The following is a 25,333-nucleotide window of genomic DNA, read 5'->3' on the forward strand; positions in this document are numbered from 1 at the left end:
CGGCGCGCCCGTGCGACCCGCACCACCTTGTGAGTGCACGACCGCACCCCTCTCATCACCGCACCACCAGCGCACCACCAGCGCACCACCGATTGAGGAGGATCCCTCAGATGGCAGTGATGCGTCATGCCCGGCGAAGACTTGCCGGTGGAAGATTCGCCGGCGGAAGATGTGCCGGTATCGCTCTCGGTATCGGCTCGGCGGCCCTCGTCGGCGGCCTCGTCTCCGCGCTCCCGGCCCAGGCCGCGGGCTCCGAAGGTGTCATCCAGTACGCGGGCTCGCCCGGCGTGATCGCGGACAGCTACATCGTGACGCTCCGCGCGGACGCCGCGAAGGTCGGTTCGGCCGAGGGCAGGGCCCTGGCCGAGGCGTACGGCGCGACAGTCGAGCGTACGTACGAGAAGGCGCTGAACGGGTACGCCGTCGAGGCGAGCGCGGCCGAGGCGAGGAGGTTCGCCGCCGACCCGGCCGTCGCCTCCGTCGTCCAGAACCGTGTCCTGTCGATCGAGACGACCCAGCCCAACCCGCCCTCCTGGGGCCTGGACCGTATCGACCAGGCGGCCCTCCCGCTGAACCAGAGCTACACCTACGACGACACCGCGGGTGAGGGTGTCACCGCGTACATCATCGACACCGGTGTCCGTATCAGCCACACCGACTTCGGCGGCCGGGCCTCCTACGGCTACGACGCCGTCGACAACGACAACACCGCCCAGGACGGCCACGGCCACGGCACGCACGTCGCCGGCACGGTCGGCGGTACGGCGTACGGCGTCGCCAAGAAGGCGAGGATCGTCGGCGTGCGCGTGCTCAACAACTCGGGCTCCGGAACCACCGCCCAGGTCGTCGCGGGCATCGACTGGGTGACGTCCAACGCCGTCAAGCCGGCCGTCGCCAACATGAGCCTCGGCGGCACCGTCGACACGGCGATCGACACCGCCGTACGCAACTCCATAGCCTCCGGCGTCACCTACGCCGTCGCGGCCGGCAACGAGAGCACCAACGCCTCGACCCGCTCGCCCGCGCGGGTCACCGAGGCCATCACGGTCGGCGCCACCACCAGCACCGACGCCCGAGCGAGCTACTCCAACTACGGCGCCGTCCTCGACCTCTTCGCCCCCGGCTCGTCCATCACCTCCGCCTGGGGCACCGGCGACAGCGCGACCAACACCATCTCCGGTACGTCGATGGCGACCCCGCATGTCGCCGGGGCCGCCGCACTCCATCTGGCGGACAACCCGACCGCCGCGCCGGCCGCCGTGCAGAGCGCGCTGGTCGCCGCGGCCACGACCGGGGTCGTCACGAGTCCCGGCACCGGGTCGCCGAACCGGCTGCTGCGGGTCGGCGAGGGGGGTACGACGCCGCCGCCGACCGGTTCGTACTTCGAGAACACGGCGGACTACGCGATCGCCGACAACTCGACCGTCAACTCGCCCGTGACGGTGAGCGGGGTCACGGGCAACGCGCCCGCGGCGCTGCGTGTGCCGGTGGACATCGTCCACACGTACATCGGTGACCTCCAGGTCCAGTTGGTCGCTCCCGACGGGACCGCGTACACGCTGAAGGCGTACGGGACGGGTGGGTCCACGGACAACATCAGCACCACGTACACGGTGAACGCGTCGGCCGAGGTCGCCAATGGGACGTGGACGTTGCGGGTGAGCGACAACGCTTCGCTCGACACGGGGCGTATCAACGCGTGGGGTCTGCAGTTCTGACCCAGGGCCCGTTTCCTCGCCCCCGCCGCCCCTACCCTTCCCGTCACTGACTCGGGGGCGCCGCCCCCGAACCCCCGGTCCTCAAACGCCGGACGGGCTGGAAACCCAGCCCCCATGCGTGGACGATGGGGGTCCCCCCGGTCGAGCGAAGCCGAGACTGGGGGAGGGTAGGGGCGGCGGGGGCGGGGGAAAACGCTGTTCCGCCGCGCCCGCACGCCGCTTACCATGCGCTTTGTCGCCGCACACAGTTCCACCCGGACGAGGAGCACAGCACCAGTGGAGATACCCCCGCCCGGGTACGGGCCGCAGCAGCCGCAGGCCCCGTACCCGGGCCAGGGGCCGTACCCGGGCCCGGGACCGTACCCGCCGCAGGGACCCGCCCCGTACGGGTACCAGCCCTGGGGGCACGGCTACTCCCCGTACAACACCCCGGCGCCCGTCAACGGCCTCGCCATCTCCGCGCTGGTGCTCGGCATCCTGTGCTTCCTGCCGCTGGTCGGCCTGGTTCTCGGGCTCGTCGCGCTGGGGCAGATCAGGAGGAGGGGTGAACGCGGCAAGGGCATGGCGATCGCCGGGATCGTCCTGTCCGGCCTCGGCACGGCGATCCTCGCGCTCGCGCTGGCCACCGGCGGCGCGGCCGGCTTCTGGGAGGGGTTCGAGGAAGGCGCGCGCGACGCGGGCGGCAGCGGCGCCGTCTTCTCGCTGGAGAAGGGCCAGTGCTTCGACACGCAGGGCGATTCCCTGGAGGGCATGGCCTACGACGTCGACACGGTGTCCTGCGAGGGCGAGCACGACGGAGAGGTCTTCGCGAACTTCCCGCTGCCGGACGGCGGTTACCCGGGCGACGACGCCGTCACCGAGGCCGCCGACGACAAGTGCTACTCGCTCCGGTACGCGTACGCGATGGACTCCTGGGCCGTCCCGGACGACGTCGACATCTACTACTTCACGCCCACGAGCGACAGCTGGAGCTTCGGGGACCGCGAGATCAGCTGCGTCTTCGGCAACATGGACGAGAAGGCCACCCTGACCGGCTCCCTGCGCCAGGACGCGACGACCCTCGACGCCGACCAGGTCGCCTATCTGGAGGCGGCCGAGGTCCTGAACGAGGCGATGGACTCGGCGCCCGAGGAGGAGTACGTCGAGGACGACCTGCCCGGTCACCAGGCGTGGGCGACGCGGGTCTCGGGTGCCCTCACCGAGCAGGTCGGCCTGCTGCGCGGTCACCGGTGGCCCGCCGACGCCGAGAAGCCCGTCGCCACGCTCGTCGGGCACCTGGAGTCCGCGAAGAAGGAGTGGGCCGACGCGGCGAAGACCTCGGACGTGGACACCTTCTACGAGCACTACGACAGGGCTCTGGACCTCACCGACGCCAAGAAGTCCGTCACGACACGCAAGGCCCTGGGTCTTGAGTCGACCCCGCCGCCCGCGTACGAGGACGGCGGCGGTGACGACAGCGGTGGCGGGGACGGTGGCGGTGAGGACGCCGGGTCGGGGGACGGTGGCTCGGGAGGCGGCGGCGCCGAGGTGTAGAGCCCGCCCTAGCGGAAAGAAACTGCCTGCGTAAAGCCCCTGAAGGCGCTAAGTCATCACATCGAGTGATTCTCTGGCCTTTACTTGCCTGGTACAACCCACGGTTGCCACCCTGTTGCTGTCTGTACAACCTGAGGGAGTGGCCAGTGACATTCGGTGAGCAGCCGGCGTATCTGCGTGTCGCCGGCGATCTTCGCAAGAAGATCGTCGACGGATCGCTGCCACCGCACACCAGACTCCCGTCGCAGGCCAGAATCCGCGAGGAGTACGGGGTCTCCGACACGGTCGCCCTGGAGGCCCGCAAGGTGCTGATGGCCGAGGGGCTGGTCGAAGGCCGCTCCGGATCCGGGACGTATGTGCGCGCGCGCCCGGTGCCCCGCCGTGTCGCCCGTTCCGGGTACCGCGCGGACAGCGCCTCGACCCCCTTCCGCCAGGAGCAGGCCGACCCGGCCGCGCGCGGTACGTGGGAGTCGCACAGCGCGCAGGCGGAGGCGAGCGTCGCCGTCGCCGAGCGGCTCGGCATCGAGGCCGGCGAGCGGGTGATGTGCACGAAGTACGTCTTCCGGGACGCGGGCGAGGCGATGATGCTCTCCACCTCCTGGGAGCCCCTCGCCGTCACGGGCCGCACTCCGGTGATGCTCCCCGAGGAGGGTCCCCTCGGCGGGATGGGCGTGGTCGAGCGCATGGCCGCCATCGACGTGGTCGTGGACAACGTCACGGAGGAGGTGGGCGCCCGGCCCGGCCTCGCCGAGGAGCTGTCCGCGCTGGGGGGAGTGCCGGGCCATGTCGTGCTCGTCATCCAGCGCACGTACTACGCGTCGGGCCGGGCGGTGGAGACGGCGGACGTGGTCGTGCCGGCGGACCGGTACCGGATCGCGTACCACCTGCCGGTGAAGTAGGGCCTGCCGGCGGCTGTCCGGCCGGTGGCCCGCCGGTGTAATCCGGTCGTTCTCGTAGCCCTCTCCGGGCGGGGCGGGGGCCGGTCTTCGTCCCGTCGACGGGGCGCATCGGGGGTGGCAGGGGGTGTCAGGGGGCGTATCCAGGAGGATGCGTCCTCTTCGTGCTGGCCGGTTGCTTACGCCGTGCGTACCTCTTTGTGAAAAGCCGTATTCGCTGCGTGAAGGTTAGGCGTAGGCTCCGGCATATGCGGATTGCGGTTTCCTTATGGAACGGGGCTGGGCGCGAACCGGGGGCGGGGAGTGGAGGGACGCGATGAACGACGGCACGATCACACTTCCCTGGCTCGTCATACGACAGGACGACAACGGCAATCGCTACCGCGTCGGCAGGTATGCGACCAGGGCCGAGGCCCAGAAGATCGCGGACAGCCTCGACGACCAGGGGCGCAAGCAGTTGTACTGGGTCGAGCGGATCGCGCAGAACGGCGCGAGGTGACGGCCGTCGGGTGAGCGGCGCCGGAGGGTTCCCGCGGCTCCCGTAGGCTCCCGCGCATGACCGAACCGATCGTGGTGGTGGGGGCCGCCGTGCTGAGCGACGGGCGCCTTCTCGCCGCGCGTCGCAGTGCGCCTGTGGAGTTGGCCGGGCGCTGGGAGCTTCCCGGGGGGAAGGTCGAGCCCGGGGAGAGTCCTGAGCGGGCTCTGGTGCGCGAGCTTCGGGAGGAGCTGGGGGTCGAGGCGGAGGTGGTGGGGCGGGTGCCGGGGGAGTACGCCCTGCGGTCGCCGTACGTCCTTCGGGTCTGGACCGTCCGGCTGCGGGCCGGGTCGCCCGGGCCGATCGCCCTTCAGGACCATGACGAGCTGCGCTGGTTGACGGCGGATGAGGTGTGGGACGTCGACTGGCTGGACCAGGACGTGCCGGCTGTCGCCGAGGTCGCTCGGGTGGTGTGGGGAGCTTTTCCCTCGCCCCCGCCGCCCCTGCCCTCCCCGTCACGTACTCAGGGGCTCCGCCCCCGAACCCCCGCTCCTCAAACGCCGGACGGCTGAGAAGACTCTTCGGCCTGTGCGGCGTCGCAGCCCCAGGGGTGGGAGCCGTGGCACGAAACAACCGCGTGCGGGGGTGCGATCGGCGCGTCGTACGTGGGACGCTCGCCCCCGCGGGGCGCGTGTGGAGAGTGATGCGGGCCCGGAGTACGCCGTTCGCGCCACGGCACGCCCGCGCGCGCGGTACTTCGCCCGGGATATCGGGTATGTGCCCATTAACCCGATGAAGTCGGACATGGTCCGCCGCAGGCCTGGGAGTGAGCTGCGTGATTCACACCGAGGGCGATGTCGCCGAGTGGACCTTCCCCGCGGAGCCGGGCGCCGTCGGAACAGCCCGGGCCGTGGTCCGCGGCCAACTGCGCGCCTGGGCGCTCGACCCCCTGAGTGATGTGACGGCGCTGCTGGTCAGTGAGCTGGTGACCAATTCCCTGCGGCACGCGACCGGCCCCATCGGTGTCCGCCTCGTCCGTCCCTCGGGTCTCCAGGACGCTCTCCTGGTGGAGGTTTCCGACCCGCTGCCCGACCCGCCCCGGGAGCGCTCCGCCCAGCCCGACGACGAGACCGGCCGGGGGCTCCAGCTGGTGGCGAACTCCGCGCGCCGCTGGGGCACCAGACCAGGCGAAACGGGCAAGACGGTGTGGTTCGAGCTGGCCCTCCCCAGCTGATCGCCGGCCCTTCGGCGGAGTCCGCGGGTGGTCCGGTCCGTCTCGGGTACGTCTCGCGTACAGAGACGGACCGCGTCGGTGGTTCGACGGGGTGCCACGTGGTTAGAAGACTGGGAGTGTTTGTCGCAGCCGGTCCTAAAAGCATCGGGACCGTGCTGTGATCGTGAACACCGTGTTGTGCGGCTCCGTAGTGCTGGATACTGCGGGCAGCCGCTTTCGGTGACCGGTGCCGGGCGCGGTGAGCTGGAGGGGACGGTTCGCGTGAGCGAGATACCAGCGAAGGCCACGGAGTCCGAGGATCCGTCGGGCGGCGCGATGGCTGATGCGACGACTGGCGATGACGCCACGCCCGCGGCGGGCAGGACAGCGGCCGGAGCGTTGGACAGAACGTCGGACGGAGCGTCGGGCGACATGTCCGGTGAGGTCGTGTGGCAGAGCAGTCCGCCCGGATCGATCTACGACTACATCAAGGTCGCCTCGTTCTCGATCGGCCCCGACGGCCTCGTCGACCAGTGGAGCCTGCGCGCCGAGCAGCTCTTCGGCATCACGACCGACCGCGCCGTGGGCATGGACCCCATCGAGGCCTTTGTCGCGGAGGACCGGCGCGACTTCGGCCAGCGCAAGATGGCCGAAGTCCTCGACGGCAGGGAGTGGACCGGTGTGGTCCCCTTCCGGCTGCCCGACCCGGCCGGCAGCGGCCGGATCACCGAGGGACTCGCCGAGGTCTACGTCATGCCGACGCGGACCGAGGAGGGCGAACGGGCCGCCGTGTGCATCGTCGTGGACGTACGCACGCTCCGCAGCATCGAAACCGACCTCGCCGCCTCGCAGGCAATTTTCGGCCAATCTCCCTTCGGTTTCCTCCTGATCGACCCGGACCTGCGGATTCGCCGCGCCAACCAGCGGTTCGCCTCGACCTTCGGCGGCACCGTCGACGACCACCGCGGCCGCACGGTCAAGGACTATCTGTCGCCGGGCGAGACCGATCGCGTCTCGGCGATACTGCGCCGGGTCCTGGAGACGGGCGACTCCGTCACCGAGATGCTGGTCACGGGCACCGTTCCCGGTTCCACCGAGCGCCGCCACTGGTCCATCAACCTCTATCGCGTACACGGCGGTTCGGGCCGTCCGATCGGGATCGCGTGGCTGGGTACCGACATCACCGCGCGCCGCGCCGCCGCCCGTGAGGCCGCGCAGGCCCGGCGCAATCTCGCCCTGCTGAACGAGGCGGGAGCGCGTATAGGGAACTCGCTCGATCTGGAGACCACGGCCCGCGAACTCCTCGACGTGGCCGTCCCCGGCTTCTGCGACCTGGCCTCCGTCGACCTCTACCAAGGTCTGCTCGCCGGTGACGAGACCCCGCCGGGCCTCGCCGACGGCAGCGCCGAACTGCGCCGGGTGGCCTACGCCAGCGCGGTGTCCGACGCGCCCTTCGTCGGCGGACGCAAGCTGGTGAGCGTCGGCGCGGTGCACCACTTCGCCTTCAACTCCACCTGCGCGGACGCCCTGCGCACCGCCAAGCCGCAGTTCGTCGCCGCCGAGGAGGGCGACCTGATCCAGTCCACGCTCGCGGTGCCGATGGTCGCCCACGACACGGTCGTCGGCATCGTCCAGTTCTCCCGTACGAAGGGCAGCGAGCCGTTCGGGGAGCGCGACCGGTCCCTGGCGGTCGAACTGGCCGCGCGGGCCGCCGTCTGTATGGACAACGCGCGCCTGTACCGCCGCGAGCACGAACGCGCCCTGATCCTCCAGCGCTCCCTGCTGCCCCCGGGCGACCCGGAGGCCTCCGGCCTGGACATCGCCTGCCGCTACCTGCCGGGGAACGCGGCCACGGAGGTCGGCGGCGACTGGTTCGACGTCATCGAACTGCCGGGTCACCGGACCGCGCTGGTCGTCGGTGACGTCATGGGGCGCGGCCTGCGCGCGGCCGTGGCGATGGGTGAACTGCGCACGGCCGTACGCACCCTGGCACTCCTCGACCTCGAACCGGCCGAAGTGCTCTCCGCGCTGGACGAGATCGCCCGCGGTCTGGGCACACCGGGCGGCACCCAGCAATCTACGCGCGGTGCCCGCCAATCCCGGGACGCCGACCTCTCCGAGGTCTACCTCGCCACCTGTGTGTACGCGGTCTACGACTCCGTGACCCGCCGCTGTACGTTCGCCAACGCCGGCCATCTCCCGCCGGTCCTGGTCGAGCCCGGCGAGAGCGCGCTCATGCTCGACGTACCGCCGGGCATGCCCCTCGGAGTCGGTGGCGAGCCGTTCGAGGAGGTGGAGGTCGACCTCCCGGAGGGCTCTCTCCTGGCGCTCTACACGGACGGTCTCGTCGAATCGCGTGACCACCCCCTCGACGAGGGCCTGCAGGCCCTCGTGGGCGCTCTGGCCGACCCCTCCGACCCGCTGGAGGACGTCTGCGACCACGTCCTCAGCACCCTCGACACCCATCACGGCGAGGACGACATCGCCCTGCTGATGGCACGTGTCCAGGGGCTGCCCGCCGAGTCGGTGGGCGACTGGACACTGCCGCGCGAGCCCCGAAGCGTGGGCCGCGCCCGCGAGTTCGCCCGCAACCAGCTGAACGGCTGGGACCTGGAGCCGCTCGTCGACACGGCCGAACTGCTCGTCAGTGAGCTGGTCACCAACGCCCTGCGCTACGGAGAGGGCGAGATCCGCCTCCGCCTCCTCCTCGACCGCACGCTGGTCTGCGAGGTCTGGGACGCCGGTCTGGTCCAGCCGCGCCGCCGCAGGGCCCGTGACACCGACGAGGGCGGCCGTGGACTCCAGCTGGTGGGGCTCCTCAGCGCCGCCTGGGGCTCGCGCCGCACACCCCGGGGCAAGACGGTGTGGTTCGAACTGCCCCTGCCCAACGGCGGAACAGGCCTCGCGGACCCGGCGGAGGCCCTGCTGAGCCTGTTCTAACCTGTTCCCGGCCCCCGCCGCCCGTCTCACTTTCCCGTGGGACGCCTGCCGATCTTCGACCCCAGCCAGACCAGCGGGTCGTACTTGCGGTCGATCGCGCGTTCCTTGAGGGGGATCAGCGCGTTGTCCGTGATCTTGATGCCCTCGGGGCAGACCTCGGTGCAGCACTTGGTGATGTTGCAGTAGCCGAGCCCGTGCTCGTCCTGGGCGGTCTTCTTACGGTCGAGGCCGCTCTCGTCGGCCGCGTCCAGCGGATGCATGTCCAGCTCGGCCACCCGCATCAGGAAGCGCGGCCCGGCGAACGCGGTCTTGTTCTCCTCGTGGTCGCGCACCACATGGCAGGTGTCCTGGCACAGGAAGCACTCGATGCACTTGCGGAACTCCTGCGACCGGTCCACGTCCTCCTGCATCATCCGGTACTCACCGGGTCCGAGACCGTCCGGCGGGACGAAGGCGGGCACCTCCCGCGCCTTGGCGTAGTTGAAGCCGACGTCGGTGACGAGGTCGCGGATCACCGGGAAGGCCCGCAGTGGAGTGACGGTGATCGTCTCCTCCCGCGTGAACACCGACATCCGGGTCATGCACAGCAGCCGCGGCCGGCCGTTGATCTCCGCCGAACACGAACCGCACTTGCCCGCCTTGCAGTTCCAGCGCACGGCGAGGTCCGGGGCCTGGGTCGCCTGGAGCCGGTGGATGATGTCGAGGACCACCTCGCCGTCGTTCACCTCGACCCCGAAGTCCTCCAGGCCGCCGCCCCCGACGTCCCCGCGCCACACCTTGAAGCGGGCCTCGTAGCTGCTCACTCGTAGAGCTCCTCTTCGGCGAGGTACTTGACCAGCTCTTCCTTCTCGAAGAGGGCGAGCAGGTCGGGTCGGATGGGTTCGGTGGTCTCCCGGACGAGGTCGATCTGGCCGTGCACCGGGTCCGTCGCCGCCAGGCCGCCGGTGGGATCGGTCAGCCGGCAGAGCAGGTTGACGCGCCGCCACGCCCGGTCCATCGCCGGGTGGTCCTCCCGGGTGTGGCCGCCGCGCGACTCGGTGCGTTCCAGCGCGGCCCGCGCCACGCACTCGCTGACGAGCAGCATGTTCCGCAGGTCGAGCGCGAGGTGCCAGCCCGGGTTGAACTGCCGGTGCCCCTCGACGCCGGCCCGCCGCGCCCGTACCCGCAGGTCCGCGAGTTTCTCCAGGGCCGCCCCCATCTCCGCCTCCCGGCGGATGATGCCGACGAGGTCGTTCATCGCCTGCTGGAGCTCCTGGTGGAGGGTGTACGGGTTCTCCGCCGGCCGGCCGTCCTCCTCGCCGGGCGCGGGCCCCTCGGCCGAGAAGGGCCGCAGCGCCTCGGCGGCGGCCGCGTCGACCTCGGCGTCGTCCACGAGGGGACGCCCGCCGGTGGGCCCGGTGAGCCCGGTGGCGTACTCCGCGGCGTGCAGTCCGGCCCGCCGTCCGAAGACCAGCAGGTCGGAGAGCGAGTTCCCGCCGAGCCGGTTGGAGCCGTGCATCCCGCCCGCGACCTCACCGGCCGCGAACAGTCCTGGCACCCCGCGGGCCGCCGCGGTGTCCGACTCGACCGCGATACCGCCCATCACGTAGTGGCAGGTCGGCCCGACCTCCATCGCCTCGGCGGTGATGTCGACATCGGCGAGTTCCTTGAACTGGTGGTACATGGACGGCAGCCGGCGCCGGATCACCTCGGCGGGCATCCGGGTGGAGACATCGAGGAAGACTCCGCCGTGCGGCGAGCCGCGGCCCGCCTTGACCTCGGAGTTGATGGCCCGTGCCACCTCGTCCCGGGGGAGCAGTTCGGGCGGGCGCCGGTTGTGGTCCGGGTCCTCGTACCAGCGGTCGCCCTCCTCCTCGGACTGCGCGTACTTCTCCTTGAACACGTCCGGGATGTACTCGAACATGAACCGCTTGCCCTCGGAGTTCCTGAGCACCCCGCCGTCCCCGCGCACCGACTCCGTGACGAGGATCCCCTTCACGGACGGTGGCCAGACCATGCCCGTCGGGTGGAACTGCACGAACTCCATGTTCAGCAGCGGCGCCCCGGCGAGCAGCGCCAGCGCGTGCCCGTCGCCCGTGTACTCCCACGAGTTCGACGTCACCTTGAAGGACTTGCCGATGCCGCCGGTGGCGACCACGACCGAGGGCGCCTCCAGGACGAAGAAGCGGCCGGACTCCCGCTGGTAGCAGAAGGTCCCCGCGACCCGGCTGCCGTCTTTCAGGACCCGGGTGACCGTGCACTCCTGATAGACCTTCAGGCGCGACTCGTAGTCACCGGTCTCCTTGAAGTCCTCCTGCTGGAGCGACACGATCTTCTGCTGGAGCGTGCGGATCAGCTCCAGGCCCGTACGGTCGCCGACGTGCGCGAGTCTCGGGTACTCGTGCCCGCCGAAGTTGCGCTGGGAGATGCGCCCGTCCGCCGTACGGTCGAAGAGGGCGCCCCAGGTCTCCAGCTCCCACACGCGGTCGGGGGCCTCCTGGGCGTGCAGCTCGGCCATCCGCCACTGGTTGAGGAACTTGCCCCCGCGCAGGGTGTCGCGGAAGTGGACCTGCCAGTTGTCGCCGGAGTTGACGTTGCCCATGGCCGCCGCGATGCCGCCCTCGGCCATCACGGTGTGCGCCTTGCCGAACAGCGACTTGCAGATGACGGCCGTACGCGCGCCGCGTTCCCGCGCCGCGATCGCCGCACGCAGGCCGGCTCCTCCGGCACCGACCACGACGACGTCCCACTCCTGCCGGTCGACCACGGACATCAGAAGCACCTTTGTCTGTTAGAAGAAGGTCGGATCACTGAAGGCACCGGACGCGACCAGGTACACGTAGAAGTCGGCGAGCGCCACGCTCACCAGCGACGCCCAGGCGAGCTGCATGTGCCGGGCGTTGAGGCGGCCGACCAGCCGCCAGGCCCGGTAGCGCACGGGGTGCTTGGAGAAGTGCTTGAGCTTGCCGCCGACGATGTGCCGACAGGAGTGGCAGGAGAAGGTGTACGCCCAGATCAGCACGATGTTGACGAGGAACACGAGCGTGCCGAGCCCCATGTGGCCCCACTCGTAGTCCTCGTTCCGGAAGGCGAGGACCGTGTCGTACGTGAGGATCCCGGCGACCGGCACGGCGGCGTAGAAGAAGTAGCGGTGGATGTTCTGCAGGATGAGCGGGAAGCGCGTCTCACCGGAGTACTTCTTGTGCGGCTCGGCGACCGCGCAGGCCGGAGGGGAGGCCCAGAAGCCCCGGTAGTAGGCCTTGCGGTAGTAGTAGCAGGTCAGCCGGAAGCCGAGCGGGAAGATCAGGACGAGCAGGGCGGGCGACAGGCCCCACCAGCTGCCGAAGAGTTCCCAGTTGGGGCCGTTCCTCATCGGCTCGCAGTTGTCCGCCAGACACGGCGAGTAGAACGGCGAGACGTACGGGGCGGCGTAGTAGTCGCTGTTCGAGAACGCCCGCCAGGTCGAGTAGACGACGAAGGCCAGCAGCCCGGCCGCGGTCGCGGCGGGCGCCAGCCACCAGCGGTCGGTCCGCAGATGCGGGGCGGTGATCGCGGCGCGCGTACCGTTCCGTACGCCGCCGCTCTTCATTTGAGGTTCCGTACCAGTGGCCAAGGAAAGCTCCGGTCGGGGATCAGGGTGCGTGGCGGTCGCGGGCGCCGAGACCCTCGTCGTCGGAGTCCGTCCACAGGGTCGTGTCGTACGGGGTGTCGGGGATGGACACGAGGTCGGGGCGCTTGGGCCTGGCGATGCCGGGTGCGGCCTCGCGCAGCAGCGCCACGCTCTCGCGCAGGTGATCGGCGTCGGTGCGCACCCTGCGCATCTCCAGGCCGCCACCGTCCAACTGCTGTTCCAGGCGCTTCACCGACCTCACCAGGTCGTCGAGGCAGCGCTGGACTGACGTCAGTTCGTCGTGCACGGACATGACTTGCCCTCACTTCCGCGGACCCATCGGCCCAAGGCGGCAACGTTCATGCGCCTGCGAGTGTCGCGCGTCACACCGGCTGGTGGGAAGGGATGTGCATGGATTGGGAAGATCCGGCAGAAGCCCTCCGGGGGCGTGCGGGTACAGAGCCCGCTCCGGCGCGCAGGCCCGGGGCATTGCGCCGCACGGGTGGGCTTCCCCGGGCCCGCCGCCGTGTCGCCGCCCGGTGCCGGAACCTTTCCTCTTCAGTGGCCGCATAGATCTGATCAACTCCAAATACCGCCAAACGTGATCAGACCACCCGTGTTCACCCGTGGAGCGGCCCCCCGGAGGTACCAGTCATGTCCCACGACGGCGTCGGACTGCGCGCGGTGACGCGCTCGGTAGCGTTCCTCACGGCGGGCGTCCTCGCGGTGCCCGCTCTCGCCGGGTGCAGTGAGCAGGACGAGGCCGGCAAACCCGCCGCCGGCCAGGACATCGCGTCCGCGAAGCGCGATCGGATCGCCGACGGCGGCACCCTGCACTGGGCCGTGGACAACGTCCCCGAGACCCTCAACACCTTCCAGGCGGACGCGGACGCCGCCACCTCCCGGGTCGCCGGCGCCGTACTGCCCTCCCTGTACCGGCTCGACACGAACGGCCGCGCCCGGCGCAACCCCGACTACCTGGAGGGCGCGAAGGTCGTCGAGCGCGAGCCCCGGCAGGTCGTGCTCTACAAGCTCGACCAGCAGGCCGTCTGGAGCGACGGCCGCGAGATCGGCGCCGCGGACTTCTCCGCCCAGTGGCGCGCCCTGTCCGGCAGGGACACCGCGTACTGGACCGCCCGCAACGCCGGCTACGACCGCATCGAGAAGATCGAACGCGGCAAGAACGACCTGGAGGTGCGGGTCACCTTCAAGAAGCCGTACGCGGACTGGCAGTCGCTGTTCTCGCCACTGTACCCGAAGGACGTCATGGGCACCCCGGACACCTTCAACGACAGCGCCCGGCGCGGGCTGAAGGTCACCGCGGGCCCCTTCGCCGTCGACTCGGTCGACCGCAGGTCGGGTGACGTCACCCTCAAGCGCAACCCCCGCTGGTGGGGCCGGCCCGCCAAGCTCTCCGAACTGGTCCTGCGGGCCGTGCCCCGGGAGAAACGTGCCGCCGCGCTCGCCGGCGGCCGGCTCGACCTGGCCGAGATCGACGCGTCCGAGGCCCACCGCATCACGTCCGCCGACCGGGAGGCGAAGGGCGGCGGGGGCGGCAAGGGCGCTCCGCTCACCCATGGCCCCGGCGCCGCCCTCACCCCGGGCAGGGCGCTGCGTTCCTGGGCGATCGCGCACGGCTCCGACGAGGAGGCGGCCGACCAGGAGACCACGGCCCGCAAGAAGCGCGCCAAGGCGGTGGCGAAGTACGCCGGCCAGCAGTCCGCCCTGCGCGATTTCGTGGTCCGCAAGTCCCTCGAACCGGCCTTCACCCAGCTCGCGCTGAACGGCTCCGAGGGCCCCCTCGCCGACGAACGGGTGCGCCGGGCCGTAGCCCGCGCCCTCGACCGCGAGGAGCTCGCCAAGGCCGTGCTGGAGCCGCTGGGCCTGCCCGCCGAGCCGGTCGGCAGCCACCTCGCGCTCGCCGGACAGCACGCCTACGCCGACAACAGCGGAGCGCTCGGCGACCAGGACACCCGGGAGGCGCAGGCCCTGCTCTCCGACGCCGGCTGGGTGGTGGGCGGCTCCGTGAAGGAGAAGAAGAAGCCCAAGAAGGCGGCGGGCGCCGAGGCCTCGAAGGCGGCCAAGGGCAAGAACGCCAAGGACTCCAAGGACTCCAGAGACACGGACGACGCGGACGGCTCCGGGGACGACGGCACGTACATCGTCGGCGGGGCGGACGACAAGCCCGCCGGCGACGAGAGTCCCACCGTGCTCGCGCCCGGCAGGCGGGACGGGGCGAGCGGGGCGGAGAAGCACCTCGCCCAGGACGGACAGCAGCAGCTGAAGCCCGGCGGCGCCCCGGGGGCGTACGCGCCGAAGGGTACCCGCGCCCCGGGCCCCGCGGCCGTGGGACCGCTCGCGAAGAACGGCAAGCCGCTGTCGCTGCGCTTCGTGCTCCCCTCGGGCCCCGGATCCCAGTCGCTGCGGGCGGTCGGGGACCGGATCGCCCGGATGCTGGACCGCGTCGGCATCCGCACGGAGATCTCCAAGGTCGCCGACGACAGCTACTTCAAGGACCACATCGCCTCGGGCCAGTACGACCTGGCGCTGTACTCCTGGCCCGTGTCCGCGTTCCCCGCGACCGACGCCCGCCCCATCTACGCCAAGCCGGTCCCGGCGGCGGACGGCTCCCTGAACGTCGAACAGAACTTCACACGGGTCGGTACCGACCAGGTGGACCAGCTCTTCGACCAGGCCGTCGCCGAACTGGACGCGGACGAGTCCCGCTCCCTGGTCCGCAAGGCGGACTCCCGCATCTGGGCCGCCGCGGCCTCGATCCCCCTCTACCAACGCCCCCAGCTGACAGCGGCCCGTAACGGTCTGGCCAACGCGGGAGCATTCGGTTTCCAGACCCCGGTCTACGAGGACATGGGCTATCTGAAAAAGAGCTGAACCCGCAGGTGAGCCGCGCCCCGGGCCCCGTGAGGGGCGCGGGGCTGTGACATCTGCGGCTCCGCCGCGGGGCGCGATCGGCCCCCACCGGCCCGCACTGTGGCCACCGGCCGAAGCCCTGTCGAGCCCAAGCGGCAGCGCACCCGTACCATGGGGTAAGGCCGTGGCACGTTTCAGCCCGGCAGGGCCCCGCGCAGCGGATGGCCGTCAACTCACTCCGGGAGAAGCGCCTCAATATGGCCACGCGCCACGACATCCGCAACGTCGCCATCGTCGCCCACGTCGACCACGGCAAGACCACCCTGGTCGACGCCATGCTCAAGCAGGCCGGTGCCTTCGCCGCGCACGCCGCCGAGTCGCTCGACGACCGCATGATGGACTCGAACGACCTGGAACGTGAGAAGGGCATCACGATCCTGGCCAAGAACACGGCGGTGAAGTACCACCCGAAGGATGGCGGCGACGTCATCACCATCAACATCATCGACACCCCCGGTCACGCCGACTTCGGTGGTGAGGTCGAGCGCGGTCTGTCGATGGTGGACGCGGTCGTCCTCCTGGTCGACGCCTCCGAGGGCCCGCTGCCCCAGACCCGCTTCGTGCTGCGCAAGGCGCTGCAGGCCCGCCTGCCCGTCATCCTGTGCATCAACAAGACGGACCGCCCGGACTCCCGTATCGACGAGGTCGTGAACGAGGCGTACGACCTCTTCCTCGACCTGGACGCCGACGAGGAGCAGATCGAGTTCCCGATCGTCTACGCGTGCGCCCGTGACGGTGTCGCCTCGCTGACCAAGCCGGAGAACGGCACGGTCCCGGCCGACAGCGACAGCCTGGAGCCCTTCTTCTCCACGATCCTGTCGCACGTCCCGGCCCCGTCCTACGACGAGGAGGCCCCGCTCCAGGCGCACGTCACCAACCTGGACGCGGACAACTTCCTCGGCCGTATCGCGCTGCTCCGCGTCGAGCAGGGCGAGCTGCGCAAGGGCCAGACGGTCACGTGGATCAAGCGTGACGGCACCATGTCGCCCGTCCGCATCACCGAGCTGCTGATGACCGAGGCGCTCACCCGCAAGCCCGCCGAGAAGGCGGGCCCCGGTGACATCTGTGCCGTCGCCGGTATCCCGGACATCATGATCGGCGAGACCCTCGCCGACCCCGAGAACCCGATCGCGCTGCCGCTCATCACGGTGGACGAGCCGGCCATCTCGATGACCATCGGCACGAACACCTCCCCGATGGTCGGCCGCGGCGCGACCGGCAAGGGCGCGGACAACAAGGCGGCCGTCAAGGACCGCAAGGTCACCGCCCGCCAGGTCAAGGACCGCCTGGACCGCGAGCTGGTCGGTAACGTCTCGCTGCGCGTCCTGGACACCGAGCGTCCCGACGCCTGGGAGGTGCAGGGCCGCGGTGAGCTGGCGCTGGCCATCCTGGTCGAGCAGATGCGCCGTGAGGGCTTCGAACTGACCATCGGCAAGCCGCAGGTGGTCACGCAGGTCATCGACGGCAAGGTGCACGAGCCGGTCGAGCGCATGACGATCGACGTGCCCGAGGAGCACATGGGCGCGGTCACGCAGCTCATGGGCGTCCGCAAGGGCCGGATGGACAACATGTCGAACCACGGCTCGGGCTGGGTCCGGCTGGAGTTCGTCGTGCCGTCCCGCGGTCTCATCGGCTTCCGTACGGAGTTCCTGACCGGGACGCGCGGCACGGGTATCGCCCACTCGATCCACGAGGGCCACGAGCCGTGGTTCGGTGTGCTGACGACCCGTAACAACGGCTCGCTGGTCGCCGACCGCTCCGGCGCCGTCACCGCGTTCGCGATGACGAACCTCCAGGAGCGCGGTGTGCTGTTCACCGAGCCCGGCACCGAGGTGTACGAGGGCATGATCGTCGGTGAGAACTCGCGCGCCGACGACATGGACGTGAACATCACCAAGGAGAAGAAGCTCACCAACATGCGGTCGGCCGCGGCCGATTCCTTCGAGGCGATCGTCCCGCCGCGCAAGCTCTCGCTTGAGCAGTCGCTGGAGTTCTGCCGCGACGACGAGTGTGTCGAGGTGACCCCGGAGGCCGTGCGCATCCGCAAGGTCAACCTGGACGCCCGTGAGCGTGGTCGCGCCGCGAGCCGCGCCAAGCACGGCTGATCCCGCCCGAGAAGTGCCCGGTTCCCCGCACGGCGGGGGGCCGGGCCTTCGGCGTACCCGCAGACCGAAAAATCGGCTCAGTTCGGACAACGACGGAAAGGATGCGGCGGCGTTCGCATATCGGTCAATGCCCAATCAAGTTTCGGACACGTAAACGAAATTTTCTTGGCAGTTGACCGAATTGCCGGAATCTCATCTCACCTGTCAAGCGCGCGCAGGTGTCATTCTCTGCAATTTTTGCTCAAAATTTCGACGGTAGGGAGATCCCTATGTCTTCCGCCCTTGACGCGCGTTGACCCACTTGGTGAAAGTTCCCTGAAACCACAGAACCTGCCGGTATCTGTGCTGCGCTCAACTCTCCATCCCCCGGGGGAAGAACAAAGATGACCAGTCCAACCAAGGCCGAGGGCTCCGGGCCGTCGGCGGCCTTGGACCCCGAGCTCGCGTCGAACGCCGAGCCCGCCGAGGCCGTGCAGCTCGAAGGCCGTTCCCCCGGGCAGCTGATGTGGCATCGGTTCAAGCGAGACCGTACCGGAGTCATCTCCGCGTGCGTGGTGATTTTTTTCTTCGCGGTCGCCGCCCTCGCCCCGGTCATCTCGTCCCTGTACGGCAAGGACCCCTACACGCTGTACGCGCAGGAGCCCGACTACCCCTTCCTGCTCGACGACTTCGCCATGCCCACCGGATCCTTCGGGGGCATGTCCCCGGACTTCTGGTTCGGCGTCGAGCCCAAGCTGGGCCGCGATGTGTTCACCATGCTGCTGTACGGCATGCGCACCTCGCTCTACATGGCCGTGCTCGTCACGGTGTTCAGCGTGCTGACCGGCGTCGTCCTCGGCATGATCAGCGGCTACTTCGGCGGCAAGGTCGACTACTGGCTGGGCCGGATCACCGACTTCTTCCTGGCCTTCCCGCAGCAGCTGTTCTTCATCGCCTTCATGCCGGTGGTCACCGCGATGTTCGTCTCGCCGACGGACGAGACCCCCACCTATCTGCGTGCGGTGGCGATCATCCTGGTGATGTGGTTCCTCGGCTGGATGGGCATGGCCCGTCTGGTGCGCAGCTCTGTACTCTCCCTGCGGGAGCGGGAGTTCGTGGAGGCGGCGAAGGTCTCGGGTGCCTCTCCGGCGCGTATCGTGCGCAAGGAGATCCTGCCGAACATCGTCACACCGATCCTGGTGCAGGGCACGTACATGCTGCCCAGCTCGATCCTCTCGATCGCGTTCCTCAGCTACGTGGGTGTGGGCTTCGTCGAGCCGACGCCCGACTGGGGGCGGATGTTCGCCATCGGCTCCGGGATCTATGAGCAGGACCCGATGTTCATGTTCTTCCCGGGCATCGCGATGGTGGTCTTCGTGCTCGCCTTCAATCTTCTCGGCGACTCCGTCCGGGACGCATTCGACCCCAAGACCGGACGCTAAACGTCCATTGGTGGTGGGGGGGCTGCCACCCCCGTTCCGGCTCGTCCGGACCGTCAGGCAGCACTCGTGGACAACTATCGACAGGTAGGTCATCGGCATCATGAACCCGATAAGAATGCGCACTGTCCGCGCCATAACCGTCGCCGTCGCGGCGGGGTCACTGGCACTGACCGGCTGCAGCGACAGCGGCAAGGACAGCGGCAAGGACGACTCCAAGTCCAAGGAGGACGCCAAGGCGCAGTCGAAGCCTGTCGCCTACGGTGACGCGCAGGCGTCGAACGGTCCGGCCGAAGCGGTGGCCGGGGCCAAGACCGGTGGCACCATCAACGTCTACCAGCAGTCCGACCTGTCCCACATGGACCCGGGTCAGATCTACGTCAGTGACGCCGGCCAGTTCGCCAACCTGATCCACCGGGGTCTGACGAACTTCCAGGAGGACGAGAAGGGCAACCTGACCGTCGTCGGCGACGTCGCCACCGACTCGGGCAAGTCGTCCGAGGGCGGCAAGACCTGGACGTACACGCTGAAGGACGACGTCAAGGACGAGGACGGCAACGTCATCACGTCCGCCGACGTCCGGCACACCATCGAGCGGCAGTACTCGAAGGTGATCTTCGACGGTCCGACGTACGTCCAGACCTGGCTCTCGGGCTCCGACTACCGCAAGGCGCTGCCCGACGGCCCGTACAAGGGCAAGCACCTGCCGGACTCGGTCCTTGAGACCCCGGATGACAAAACGGTCGTCTTCCACTTCAAGACCGCCCAGCCGGACCTCCCGCAGGCCCTGGCCATGGCCGGTTACGCCATCGTGCCCGAGAAGCAGGACACGAAGGAGAAGTACGACAAGGCCCCCGCCTCCCTCGGCCCGTACAAGATCGCCGAGTACAAGGCAGGCAAGTCCCTCAAGCTGGTCAAGAACGACCAGTGGGACGAGAAGACGGACTCGGTGCGCCACCAGTACGTCGACGGCTACAACTTCACCAACACCATCGACCAGGCCAGCCAGACCAAGCGTCTGATCGCCGACAAGGGCGAGGCCAAGAACGCCATCCAGTTCACCGACTCGGTGGACCCGGCGCAGCTGTCGACGGTCATCGGCAACGCCAACGCGAAGAAGCGCACCATCCAGGGCTACCAGGTCTACGTCTGGGCCCTGAGCTTCAACCTCGACAGCGCCCAGATGAAGGACAAGAAGATCCGGGACGCGATCACCTACGCGATCCCGAACCAGTCCATGGTGCAGGCGGACGGCGGCCGGTACGGCGGTGAGGTCGCGGGTGGTCTGCTGGCCCCGACCCTGCCCGGCTTCGACCCGAAGTACGACCCCTTCGGCAAGCTGAAGAAGCCCAACGGTGACCCGGCGAAGGCCAAGGAGCTGCTGAAGGAAGCGGGCTTCAAGGAGGGCACCAAGCTCAGCTACGCCTACTCCAACACCCCGCGCGGCCAGGCCCAGATGGTCATCATCAAGGACGCGCTGAACAAGCTCGGCTTCGATGTCCAGGCCAAGGAGATCGACCGCGCGACCTTCTACGAGCAGGTCGGCAAGCTCAAGAACCCGTACGACCTGTACATGACCGGCTGGGGCCAGGACTGGCCGTCGCCGTCCACGGTCATCACCCCCGTCTACGACGGTGACCTGGTCGCCGACGGTGCTCCGAACTACTCGCACATCGACGACCCGAAGGTCAACGACCTCATCAAGAAGGCCGTGACGCAGGAGCCCGAGGAGGCCGCCAAGACCTGGGAAGAGGCCCACCACGCCATCGTGGAGGACACCAACCCCAGCGCCCCGGTCTACTACTCGAAGCAGATGCAGCTCTACGGTTCGAACATCGGTGGCGCCCGGTTCAGCACGGAGTCGAGCTACATCGACATCAACGACCTGTTCCTGAAGCAGCCGTAACACCCATGCTCGGCTGATCCGCGGGGGTGTGCGCCAGGCGGAGCGCACCCCCGCGGTCGGTATCCCCCTCCTGCCGCCGCGTTTCGAAGAGAGCACCCACCCGCCATGCTTCAGTTCCTCATCCGCAGGCTGAGCGGCGCCGTCGTGATCATGTTCCTGATCGGCGCCTTCACGTTCTTCCTGTTCTATACGATCCCCCAGGACTTCGCGCAGCTGTCCTGCGGCAAGAACTGCTCCCCCGAGAACATCGCGGTCATCCGCGAGAACCTCGGCCTGGACAAGCCCATCACCACCCAGTTCTGGGAATTCATGATGGGCATCGTGTCCGGCCGGGACTTCCCGCAGGGACACTGCGCCGCCCCGTGCCTGGGTGTCTCGTTCGACAGCGGCGACTTCGTGTGGGACTCCATCATGGACCGCTTCCCGCTGACGCTCTCGCTGACCGTCGGCGGCCTGGTGATCTTCCTGCTGTTCGGCCTCGGTACGGGTCTGATGGCGGCGTGGAAGCGCGGTACCGCCCTCGACAAGGTGGTCAGCGGTTCCTCGATGGTGCTCAGCTCGTTCCAGATCTACTTCCTGGGCCCCATCGTCCTCAGCCTCCTCGTCTACAACACCGGCTGGCTGGAGAGCCCCAAGTACGTGTCCTTCACGGAGAACCCGGGCAGCTGGTTCATGGGCATGCTGATCCCGTGGGCCGTGATGGCCACCATCTTCACCGCCCAGTACACACGTATGGCACGCTCGACGATGATCGAGCAGCTCCAGGAGGAGCACGTCAGGACCGCGCGCGCCAAGGGCATGCGGCAGCGGTACGTCTTCTTCCGCTACGCCTGGCGCGGTTCGCTCATCCCGATCGTCACGATCATCGGCATGGACCTCAGCGCGCTCCTGTCGGGCGCGGTGGTCACGGAGTTCACCTTCGACCTTGCCGGTATCGGGCGTCTCGCGGTCGAGGGCTCGCTGACCAAGGACCTTCCGCTGACGATGGGCGTCATGCTGTTCGGCGCCTTCTTCATCCTGATCCTGAACATCGTCGTGGACCTCGCCTACGCCTACATCGACCCGCGCGTGCGCCTCGCCTAGGAGAAATACCGTGACCACACTGACCAAGACCGAAGGCGAGAGGGCCCCGAGCGGGCCGGAGGCCTTCCTCTCGGTCCGCGACCTGCGGGTGCGGTTCTCCACAGAGGACGGCATCGTGAAGGCCGTCGACGGGCTCTCCTTCGACGTCGAGCGCGGCAAGACGCTCGGCATCGTGGGGGAGTCGGGATCGGGCAAGTCCGTCACCAACCTGACCGTCCTCGGACTGCACAACCCCAAGACCGCCACCGTCGAGGGCGAGATCGTCCTGGACGGCAAGGAACTGGTCACCGCGACCGAGAAGGAGATGGAGAAGCTTCGCGGCAACAAGGTCGCGATGATCTTCCAGGACCCGCTGACCGCGCTCTCGCCGTACTACACGGTGGGCCGGCAGATCGCGGAGCCCTTCATGAAGCACACCGGCGCCTCCAAGAAGGAGGCGAAGGCACGCGCCGTCGAGATGCTCGACAAGGTCGGCATCCCGCAGCCCGCGATGCGCTTCGAGGACTACCCGCACCAGTTCTCCGGCGGTATGCGCCAGCGCGCGATGATCGCGATGTCGCTGATCTGCAACCCGGACCTGCTCATCGCGGACGAGCCCACCACGGCCCTGGACGTGACCGTGCAGGCCCAGATCCTGGACCTGCTCAAGGACCTCCAGCAGGAGTTCGGCTCGGCGATCATCTTCATCACCCACGACCTCGGCGTCATCTCCAAGGTGGCCGACGACCTGCTGGTGATGTACTCGGGCCGGGCCGTGGAACGCGGCAGCGTCCGCGAGGTACTGCGCGCCCCCCAGCACCCGTACACCTGGGGCCTGCTGAGTTCCATGCCGCGACTCGGCGGTGACACGGCGCAGGCGCTCACCCCGATCCCGGGGACACCGCCCAGCCTGCTGAACCCGCCGTCCGGCTGCCCGTTCCACCCCCGGTGCGGCTTCACGTCCGAGGTCGGCGGCGACCGCTGCTCCGGCGAGCGACCGGAGCTGCCCGCGGGCCGCGGCGCCGCCTGTCACCTGGACGACGCGCAGAAGTCGACCTTTTTCATCGAGCAGATCAAGCCCCGGCTGGGCTAGGGAGAACGACTCATGAGCGACAAACTCACCCTGCCGAAGCCGCAGGGCCCGGTGGACGGAGCAGCCGAGCCGCTGCTCTCCGTCGAGGGCCTGACGAAGCACTTCCCGATCTACGGCGGCTTCCCGATCAAGCGCAAGGTCGGGGCCGTGCAGGCCGTCGACGGGGTCGACCTGGCCGTCGGAGTCGGCGAGAGCGTCGGCCTGGTCGGCGAGTCCGGCTGCGGCAAGTCGACGACCGGCCGGCTCATCACCCGGCTCCTGGAGCCGACGGCCGGCAAGATCACCTACGCGGGCCAGGACATCTCGCACGCCTCGCGCCGGCAGATGGCGCCCGTACGGTCCGAGATCCAGATGATCTTCCAGGACCCGTACTCCTCGCTGAACCCCCGGCAAACCGTCGGCACCATCATCAAGTCGCCGATGGAGGTCAACGGGATCAACCCGAAGGGCGGCGTCGAGAAGCGCGTACGCGAACTGCTGGAACTGGTCGGGCTCAACCCCGAGCACTACAACCGCTTCCCGCACGAGTTCTCCGGCGGCCAGCGCCAGCGCATCGGGGTGGCCCGCGCGCTGTCCCTGAACCCGAAGCTGATCGTGGCGGACGAGCCGGTGTCGGCCCTGGACGTGTCGATCCAGGCGCAGGTCGTCAACCTGCTCCAGAAGGTCCAGGAGGAGATGGGCATCGCCTTCCTCTTCATCGCCCACGACCTGGCGATCGTCCGGCACTTCTCGCAGCGCCTCGCGGTGATGTACCTGGGCAAGGTGGTGGAGGTCGGCGACCGCGACTCCATCTACAACCGGCCCCGTCACCCGTACACGCACGCCCTGCTGTCGGCGGTCCCCGAGGTGACGCTCGACGACGAGACCGAGGACCGGGAGCGGATCCGGCTCTCCGGCGACGTCCCCTCGCCGATCCACCCGCCGTCCGGCTGCCGCTTCCGCACGCGCTGCTGGAAGGCGCAGGACAAGTGCGCGACGACCGAGCCGCCGCTCGTCCAGATCTCCGGCAACCGCGAGAACCACCTGACGGCCTGCCACTTCCCGGAGGACCCGACGACGGAGGCCCGGGACGAGGACATCGTGCTGGACCCGGCGCTGGCGGCACTGGAGAAGGAAGCGGAGTAGGTGGTCGGGGGCGCTGCCCCCGGGCCCCCGGTCCTCAGACTCCCCCGGCCACCGCCGGGAGGTGCCCCCGGACGGGCTGAAGATTTCGCGGACGCGCCGCGATTCTTCAGCCCGTCCGGCGTTGCGGGACACGGCCGTTCAGCCCGACCACGGACCGCCGGGCTCGTTCTGCCAGCGGTGGACCACCGCTCCCGTGTCGTCGACGCCGAAGACGGCCATCCCCGAGCCGTGGTCCACGACCGACGGTACGCCGGTACTGACGCGCGGGGCCGGCAGGGAGGGCGTGCCCGTGGCCTCCCTCGCCTCGTCGAGGAGAGCGCGGGCCTTCGCCTCGGCCTGGTCGTACCGGTCCGGGAAGGCCGAGCGCTGCACCTTCTGGGCCGTCTGCCCCGCGGTGAGCCGCGGCGACTGTTCCTCGACCCGTACGGCGCGGACGAAGAACTGCCGGGCCGCGTACGGCACGTGCCGGATCTGTTCCGGGGTTCCCCAGCCCTGGCTGGGGCGTTGCTGGAAGACGCCGAGGGAGTCGCGGTCGCCGCAGTCGAGGTTGTTCATGTGCGACTCGACCCAGCCGGCCTCGAAACCGGCGAGCATCACCTTGTCCGAGACCTGGAGTTCGAGGCCGACGAGGTAGACGGCCTTGGTCACTTCGGGATCGTGGTGGGGCGGGATGTGGCACGCGGCCATCCTGGGGCTCCTGATCAGTGAGAGGAGTCGGCCGCCGGGGCCGGGGTCCGGGCCGGGGTGCGGGGAGAGGTGAGTACGTCGGCGGCGGCGGGGCCGTCGGGATCGGCGGCGAGGCTGCCCTCCATGTCGACCCAGCTGTCGTTCCAGGCATGCCCGTTCTCCGGGCCGCGCTGCCAGGTGTGGGTGACACGGCCCCGCGGGTCGCGTCCGAAGACGGAGAGGTCGCCGCTGGGGTTGAGGACGACGGCCGGGTCGGTGGTGAGGTGTCCGCCGAGGGGGCTCCAGTCGGACCAGGGGCCGCCGGTGCCGGTCTGCCAGCGGTGGTGGAGGGCGTTGTCGGTGCCGCGTGCGAAGAGGACCATGCCTCCGTCGCGGCCGACGAGCACGGTGGGGCGTCCTTGTGTGGCGCCGCCCATGTCGACCCATGAGCCGTGCCAGCCGTGGCCGTGTTCGGGACCGCGCTGCCAGGTGTGGGTGATACGCCCCTCGGGCCCGCGGGCGAACACCGACAGCGCGCCGTTCGGGCTGAGGACGACGGCCGGGTCACTGGTGAGGTGTCCGCCGAGGGGGCTCCAGTCGGACCAGGGGCCGCCGGTGCCGGTCTGCCAGCGGTGGTGGAGGGCGTTGTCGGTGCCGCGTGCG

The 25,333-nt window shown here is 69.4% G+C and carries 19 protein-coding genes and 1 pseudogene; 14 read left to right on the plus strand and 6 right to left on the minus strand.

All coding sequences use genetic code 11. The features are described 5' to 3' along the window. Window positions 1-110: 110 nt before the first annotated feature. From ACH4DZ_RS11020 to ACH4DZ_RS11050, 7 genes are all read left to right on the plus strand, one after another. The gene (locus tag ACH4DZ_RS11020) at window positions 111-1,718 is read left to right on the plus strand and encodes a S8 family peptidase (protein ID WP_398286713.1); all 1,608 of its coding nucleotides are present in this window, start codon (window positions 111-113) and stop codon (window positions 1,716-1,718) included. 276 nt (window positions 1,719-1,994) lie between these two features. Then, the gene (locus tag ACH4DZ_RS11025; protein ID WP_398286714.1) at window positions 1,995-3,251 is read left to right on the plus strand and encodes a DUF4190 domain-containing protein; all 1,257 of its coding nucleotides are present in this window, start codon (window positions 1,995-1,997) and stop codon (window positions 3,249-3,251) included. 146 nt (window positions 3,252-3,397) lie between these two features. Next, on the plus strand, window positions 3,398-4,150 hold the full coding sequence (locus ACH4DZ_RS11030) for a GntR family transcriptional regulator (protein ID WP_398286715.1): 753 nt from the start codon (window positions 3,398-3,400) through the stop codon (window positions 4,148-4,150). A 313-nt stretch (window positions 4,151-4,463) separates the two neighbouring features. Further along, window positions 4,464-4,646, plus strand: coding sequence for an SPOR domain-containing protein (locus ACH4DZ_RS11035; RefSeq protein WP_398286717.1), 183 nt, complete (start codon window positions 4,464-4,466; stop codon window positions 4,644-4,646). A 56-nt stretch (window positions 4,647-4,702) separates the two neighbouring features. Further along, window positions 4,703-5,194: a (deoxy)nucleoside triphosphate pyrophosphohydrolase gene (locus tag ACH4DZ_RS11040; protein ID WP_398286718.1), complete on the plus strand. Its 492-nt coding sequence runs from the start codon at window positions 4,703-4,705 to the stop codon at window positions 5,192-5,194. Window positions 5,195-5,457: 263 nt separating this feature from the next. Further along, window positions 5,458-5,856, plus strand: a complete 399-nt coding sequence (locus ACH4DZ_RS11045) for an ATP-binding protein (protein ID WP_398286719.1) — start codon at window positions 5,458-5,460, stop codon at window positions 5,854-5,856. 261 nt (window positions 5,857-6,117) lie between these two features. Further along, complete coding sequence (locus ACH4DZ_RS11050) at window positions 6,118-8,775, plus strand: SpoIIE family protein phosphatase (protein ID WP_398286720.1); 2,658 nt, start codon at window positions 6,118-6,120, stop codon at window positions 8,773-8,775. A 26-nt stretch (window positions 8,776-8,801) separates the two neighbouring features. On the opposite strand, the gene ACH4DZ_RS11055 is transcribed toward ACH4DZ_RS11050, so the two are convergent. Genes ACH4DZ_RS11055 through ACH4DZ_RS11070 form a run of 4 tightly spaced genes read right to left on the minus strand, consistent with a single transcriptional unit; the run spans window position 8,802 to window position 12,677 of the window. Beyond that, window positions 8,802-9,578, minus strand: a complete 777-nt coding sequence (locus ACH4DZ_RS11055) for a succinate dehydrogenase/fumarate reductase iron-sulfur subunit (protein WP_398286721.1) — start codon at window positions 9,576-9,578, stop codon at window positions 8,802-8,804. Next, complete coding sequence (locus ACH4DZ_RS11060; RefSeq protein WP_398286723.1) at window positions 9,575-11,527, minus strand: fumarate reductase/succinate dehydrogenase flavoprotein subunit; 1,953 nt, start codon at window positions 11,525-11,527, stop codon at window positions 9,575-9,577. The genes ACH4DZ_RS11055 and ACH4DZ_RS11060 overlap by 4 nt, the downstream gene beginning before the upstream one ends. A gap of 18 nt (window positions 11,528-11,545) precedes the next feature. Then, the gene (locus ACH4DZ_RS11065; RefSeq protein ID WP_398286724.1) at window positions 11,546-12,367 is read right to left on the minus strand and encodes a hypothetical protein; all 822 of its coding nucleotides are present in this window, start codon (window positions 12,365-12,367) and stop codon (window positions 11,546-11,548) included. 19 nt (window positions 12,368-12,386) lie between these two features. Then, a complete protein-coding gene (locus ACH4DZ_RS11070) occupies window positions 12,387-12,677 on the minus strand; it encodes a hypothetical protein (protein WP_398286725.1) in 291 nt (96 codons plus the stop codon). A 341-nt stretch (window positions 12,678-13,018) separates the two neighbouring features. Here ACH4DZ_RS11070 and ACH4DZ_RS11075 point away from each other — a divergent pair, with 341 nt between their 5' ends. From ACH4DZ_RS11075 to ACH4DZ_RS11105, 7 genes are all read left to right on the plus strand, one after another. Continuing rightward, window positions 13,019-15,256 carry an ABC transporter family substrate-binding protein gene (locus ACH4DZ_RS11075; RefSeq protein ID WP_398286726.1) on the plus strand — a complete coding sequence of 746 codons (2,238 nt, stop codon included), beginning with the start codon at window positions 13,019-13,021 and terminating at the stop codon, window positions 15,254-15,256. 236 nt (window positions 15,257-15,492) lie between these two features. Further along, entirely contained in the window at window positions 15,493-17,400 is a 1,908-nt protein-coding gene (gene typA / locus ACH4DZ_RS11080; protein WP_398286727.1) for a translational GTPase TypA, read from the plus strand. A 383-nt stretch (window positions 17,401-17,783) separates the two neighbouring features. After that, window positions 17,784-18,821 carry an ABC transporter permease gene (locus ACH4DZ_RS11085; RefSeq protein ID WP_398286728.1) on the plus strand — a complete coding sequence of 346 codons (1,038 nt, stop codon included), beginning with the start codon at window positions 17,784-17,786 and terminating at the stop codon, window positions 18,819-18,821. 100 nt (window positions 18,822-18,921) lie between these two features. Beyond that, window positions 18,922-20,724, plus strand: a complete 1,803-nt coding sequence (locus ACH4DZ_RS11090) for an ABC transporter substrate-binding protein (protein WP_398286729.1) — start codon at window positions 18,922-18,924, stop codon at window positions 20,722-20,724. Window positions 20,725-20,829: 105 nt separating this feature from the next. After that, window positions 20,830-21,807: an ABC transporter permease gene (locus ACH4DZ_RS11095; RefSeq protein WP_398286730.1), complete on the plus strand. Its 978-nt coding sequence runs from the start codon at window positions 20,830-20,832 to the stop codon at window positions 21,805-21,807. A 10-nt stretch (window positions 21,808-21,817) separates the two neighbouring features. Next, window positions 21,818-22,879 (plus strand): ABC transporter ATP-binding protein, encoded by a 1,062-nt coding sequence (locus ACH4DZ_RS11100; protein WP_398286731.1) that lies wholly within the window; start codon window positions 21,818-21,820, stop codon window positions 22,877-22,879. A gap of 12 nt (window positions 22,880-22,891) precedes the next feature. Then, window positions 22,892-24,004 (plus strand): ABC transporter ATP-binding protein, encoded by a 1,113-nt coding sequence (locus ACH4DZ_RS11105; protein ID WP_398286732.1) that lies wholly within the window; start codon window positions 22,892-22,894, stop codon window positions 24,002-24,004. Window positions 24,005-24,142: 138 nt separating this feature from the next. On the opposite strand, the gene ACH4DZ_RS11110 is transcribed toward ACH4DZ_RS11105, so the two are convergent. Together ACH4DZ_RS11110 and ACH4DZ_RS11115 are read right to left on the minus strand one after the other, a co-directional pair. Further along, the gene (locus ACH4DZ_RS11110; protein ID WP_398286733.1) at window positions 24,143-24,691 is read right to left on the minus strand and encodes a hypothetical protein; all 549 of its coding nucleotides are present in this window, start codon (window positions 24,689-24,691) and stop codon (window positions 24,143-24,145) included. 14 nt (window positions 24,692-24,705) lie between these two features. Next, window positions 24,706-25,333, minus strand: a pseudogene (locus ACH4DZ_RS11115) (hypothetical protein); the annotation flags it as partial.

Source organism: Streptomyces sp. NPDC017991, assembly GCF_044328075.1.
Lineage (GTDB): Bacteria > Actinomycetota > Actinomycetes > Streptomycetales > Streptomycetaceae > Streptomyces.

Bases quoted from the DNA above. Each gene is read 5' to 3' on its own strand.
- ACH4DZ_RS11020 (WP_398286713.1), top strand. From the start codon at position 111: ATGGCAGTGATGCGTCATGCCCGGCGAAGACTTGCCGGTGGAAGATTC.
- ACH4DZ_RS11035 (WP_398286717.1), top strand. From the start codon at position 4,464: ATGAACGACGGCACGATCACACTTCCCTGGCTCGTCATACGACAGGAC.
- ACH4DZ_RS11040 (WP_398286718.1), top strand. From the start codon at position 4,703: ATGACCGAACCGATCGTGGTGGTGGGGGCCGCCGTGCTGAGCGACGGG.
- ACH4DZ_RS11060 (WP_398286723.1), bottom strand. From the start codon at position 11,527: ATGTCCGTGGTCGACCGGCAGGAGTGGGACGTCGTCGTGGTCGGTGCC.
- ACH4DZ_RS11070 (WP_398286725.1), bottom strand. From the start codon at position 12,677: ATGTCCGTGCACGACGAACTGACGTCAGTCCAGCGCTGCCTCGACGAC.
- ACH4DZ_RS11075 (WP_398286726.1), top strand. From the start codon at position 13,019: ATGTCCCACGACGGCGTCGGACTGCGCGCGGTGACGCGCTCGGTAGCG.
- typA (WP_398286727.1), top strand. From the start codon at position 15,493: ATGGCCACGCGCCACGACATCCGCAACGTCGCCATCGTCGCCCACGTC.
- ACH4DZ_RS11085 (WP_398286728.1), top strand. From the start codon at position 17,784: ATGACCAGTCCAACCAAGGCCGAGGGCTCCGGGCCGTCGGCGGCCTTG.
- ACH4DZ_RS11090 (WP_398286729.1), top strand. From the start codon at position 18,922: ATGAACCCGATAAGAATGCGCACTGTCCGCGCCATAACCGTCGCCGTC.
- ACH4DZ_RS11095 (WP_398286730.1), top strand. From the start codon at position 20,830: ATGCTTCAGTTCCTCATCCGCAGGCTGAGCGGCGCCGTCGTGATCATG.
- ACH4DZ_RS11105 (WP_398286732.1), top strand. From the start codon at position 22,892: ATGAGCGACAAACTCACCCTGCCGAAGCCGCAGGGCCCGGTGGACGGA.
- ACH4DZ_RS11110 (WP_398286733.1), bottom strand. From the start codon at position 24,691: ATGGCCGCGTGCCACATCCCGCCCCACCACGATCCCGAAGTGACCAAG.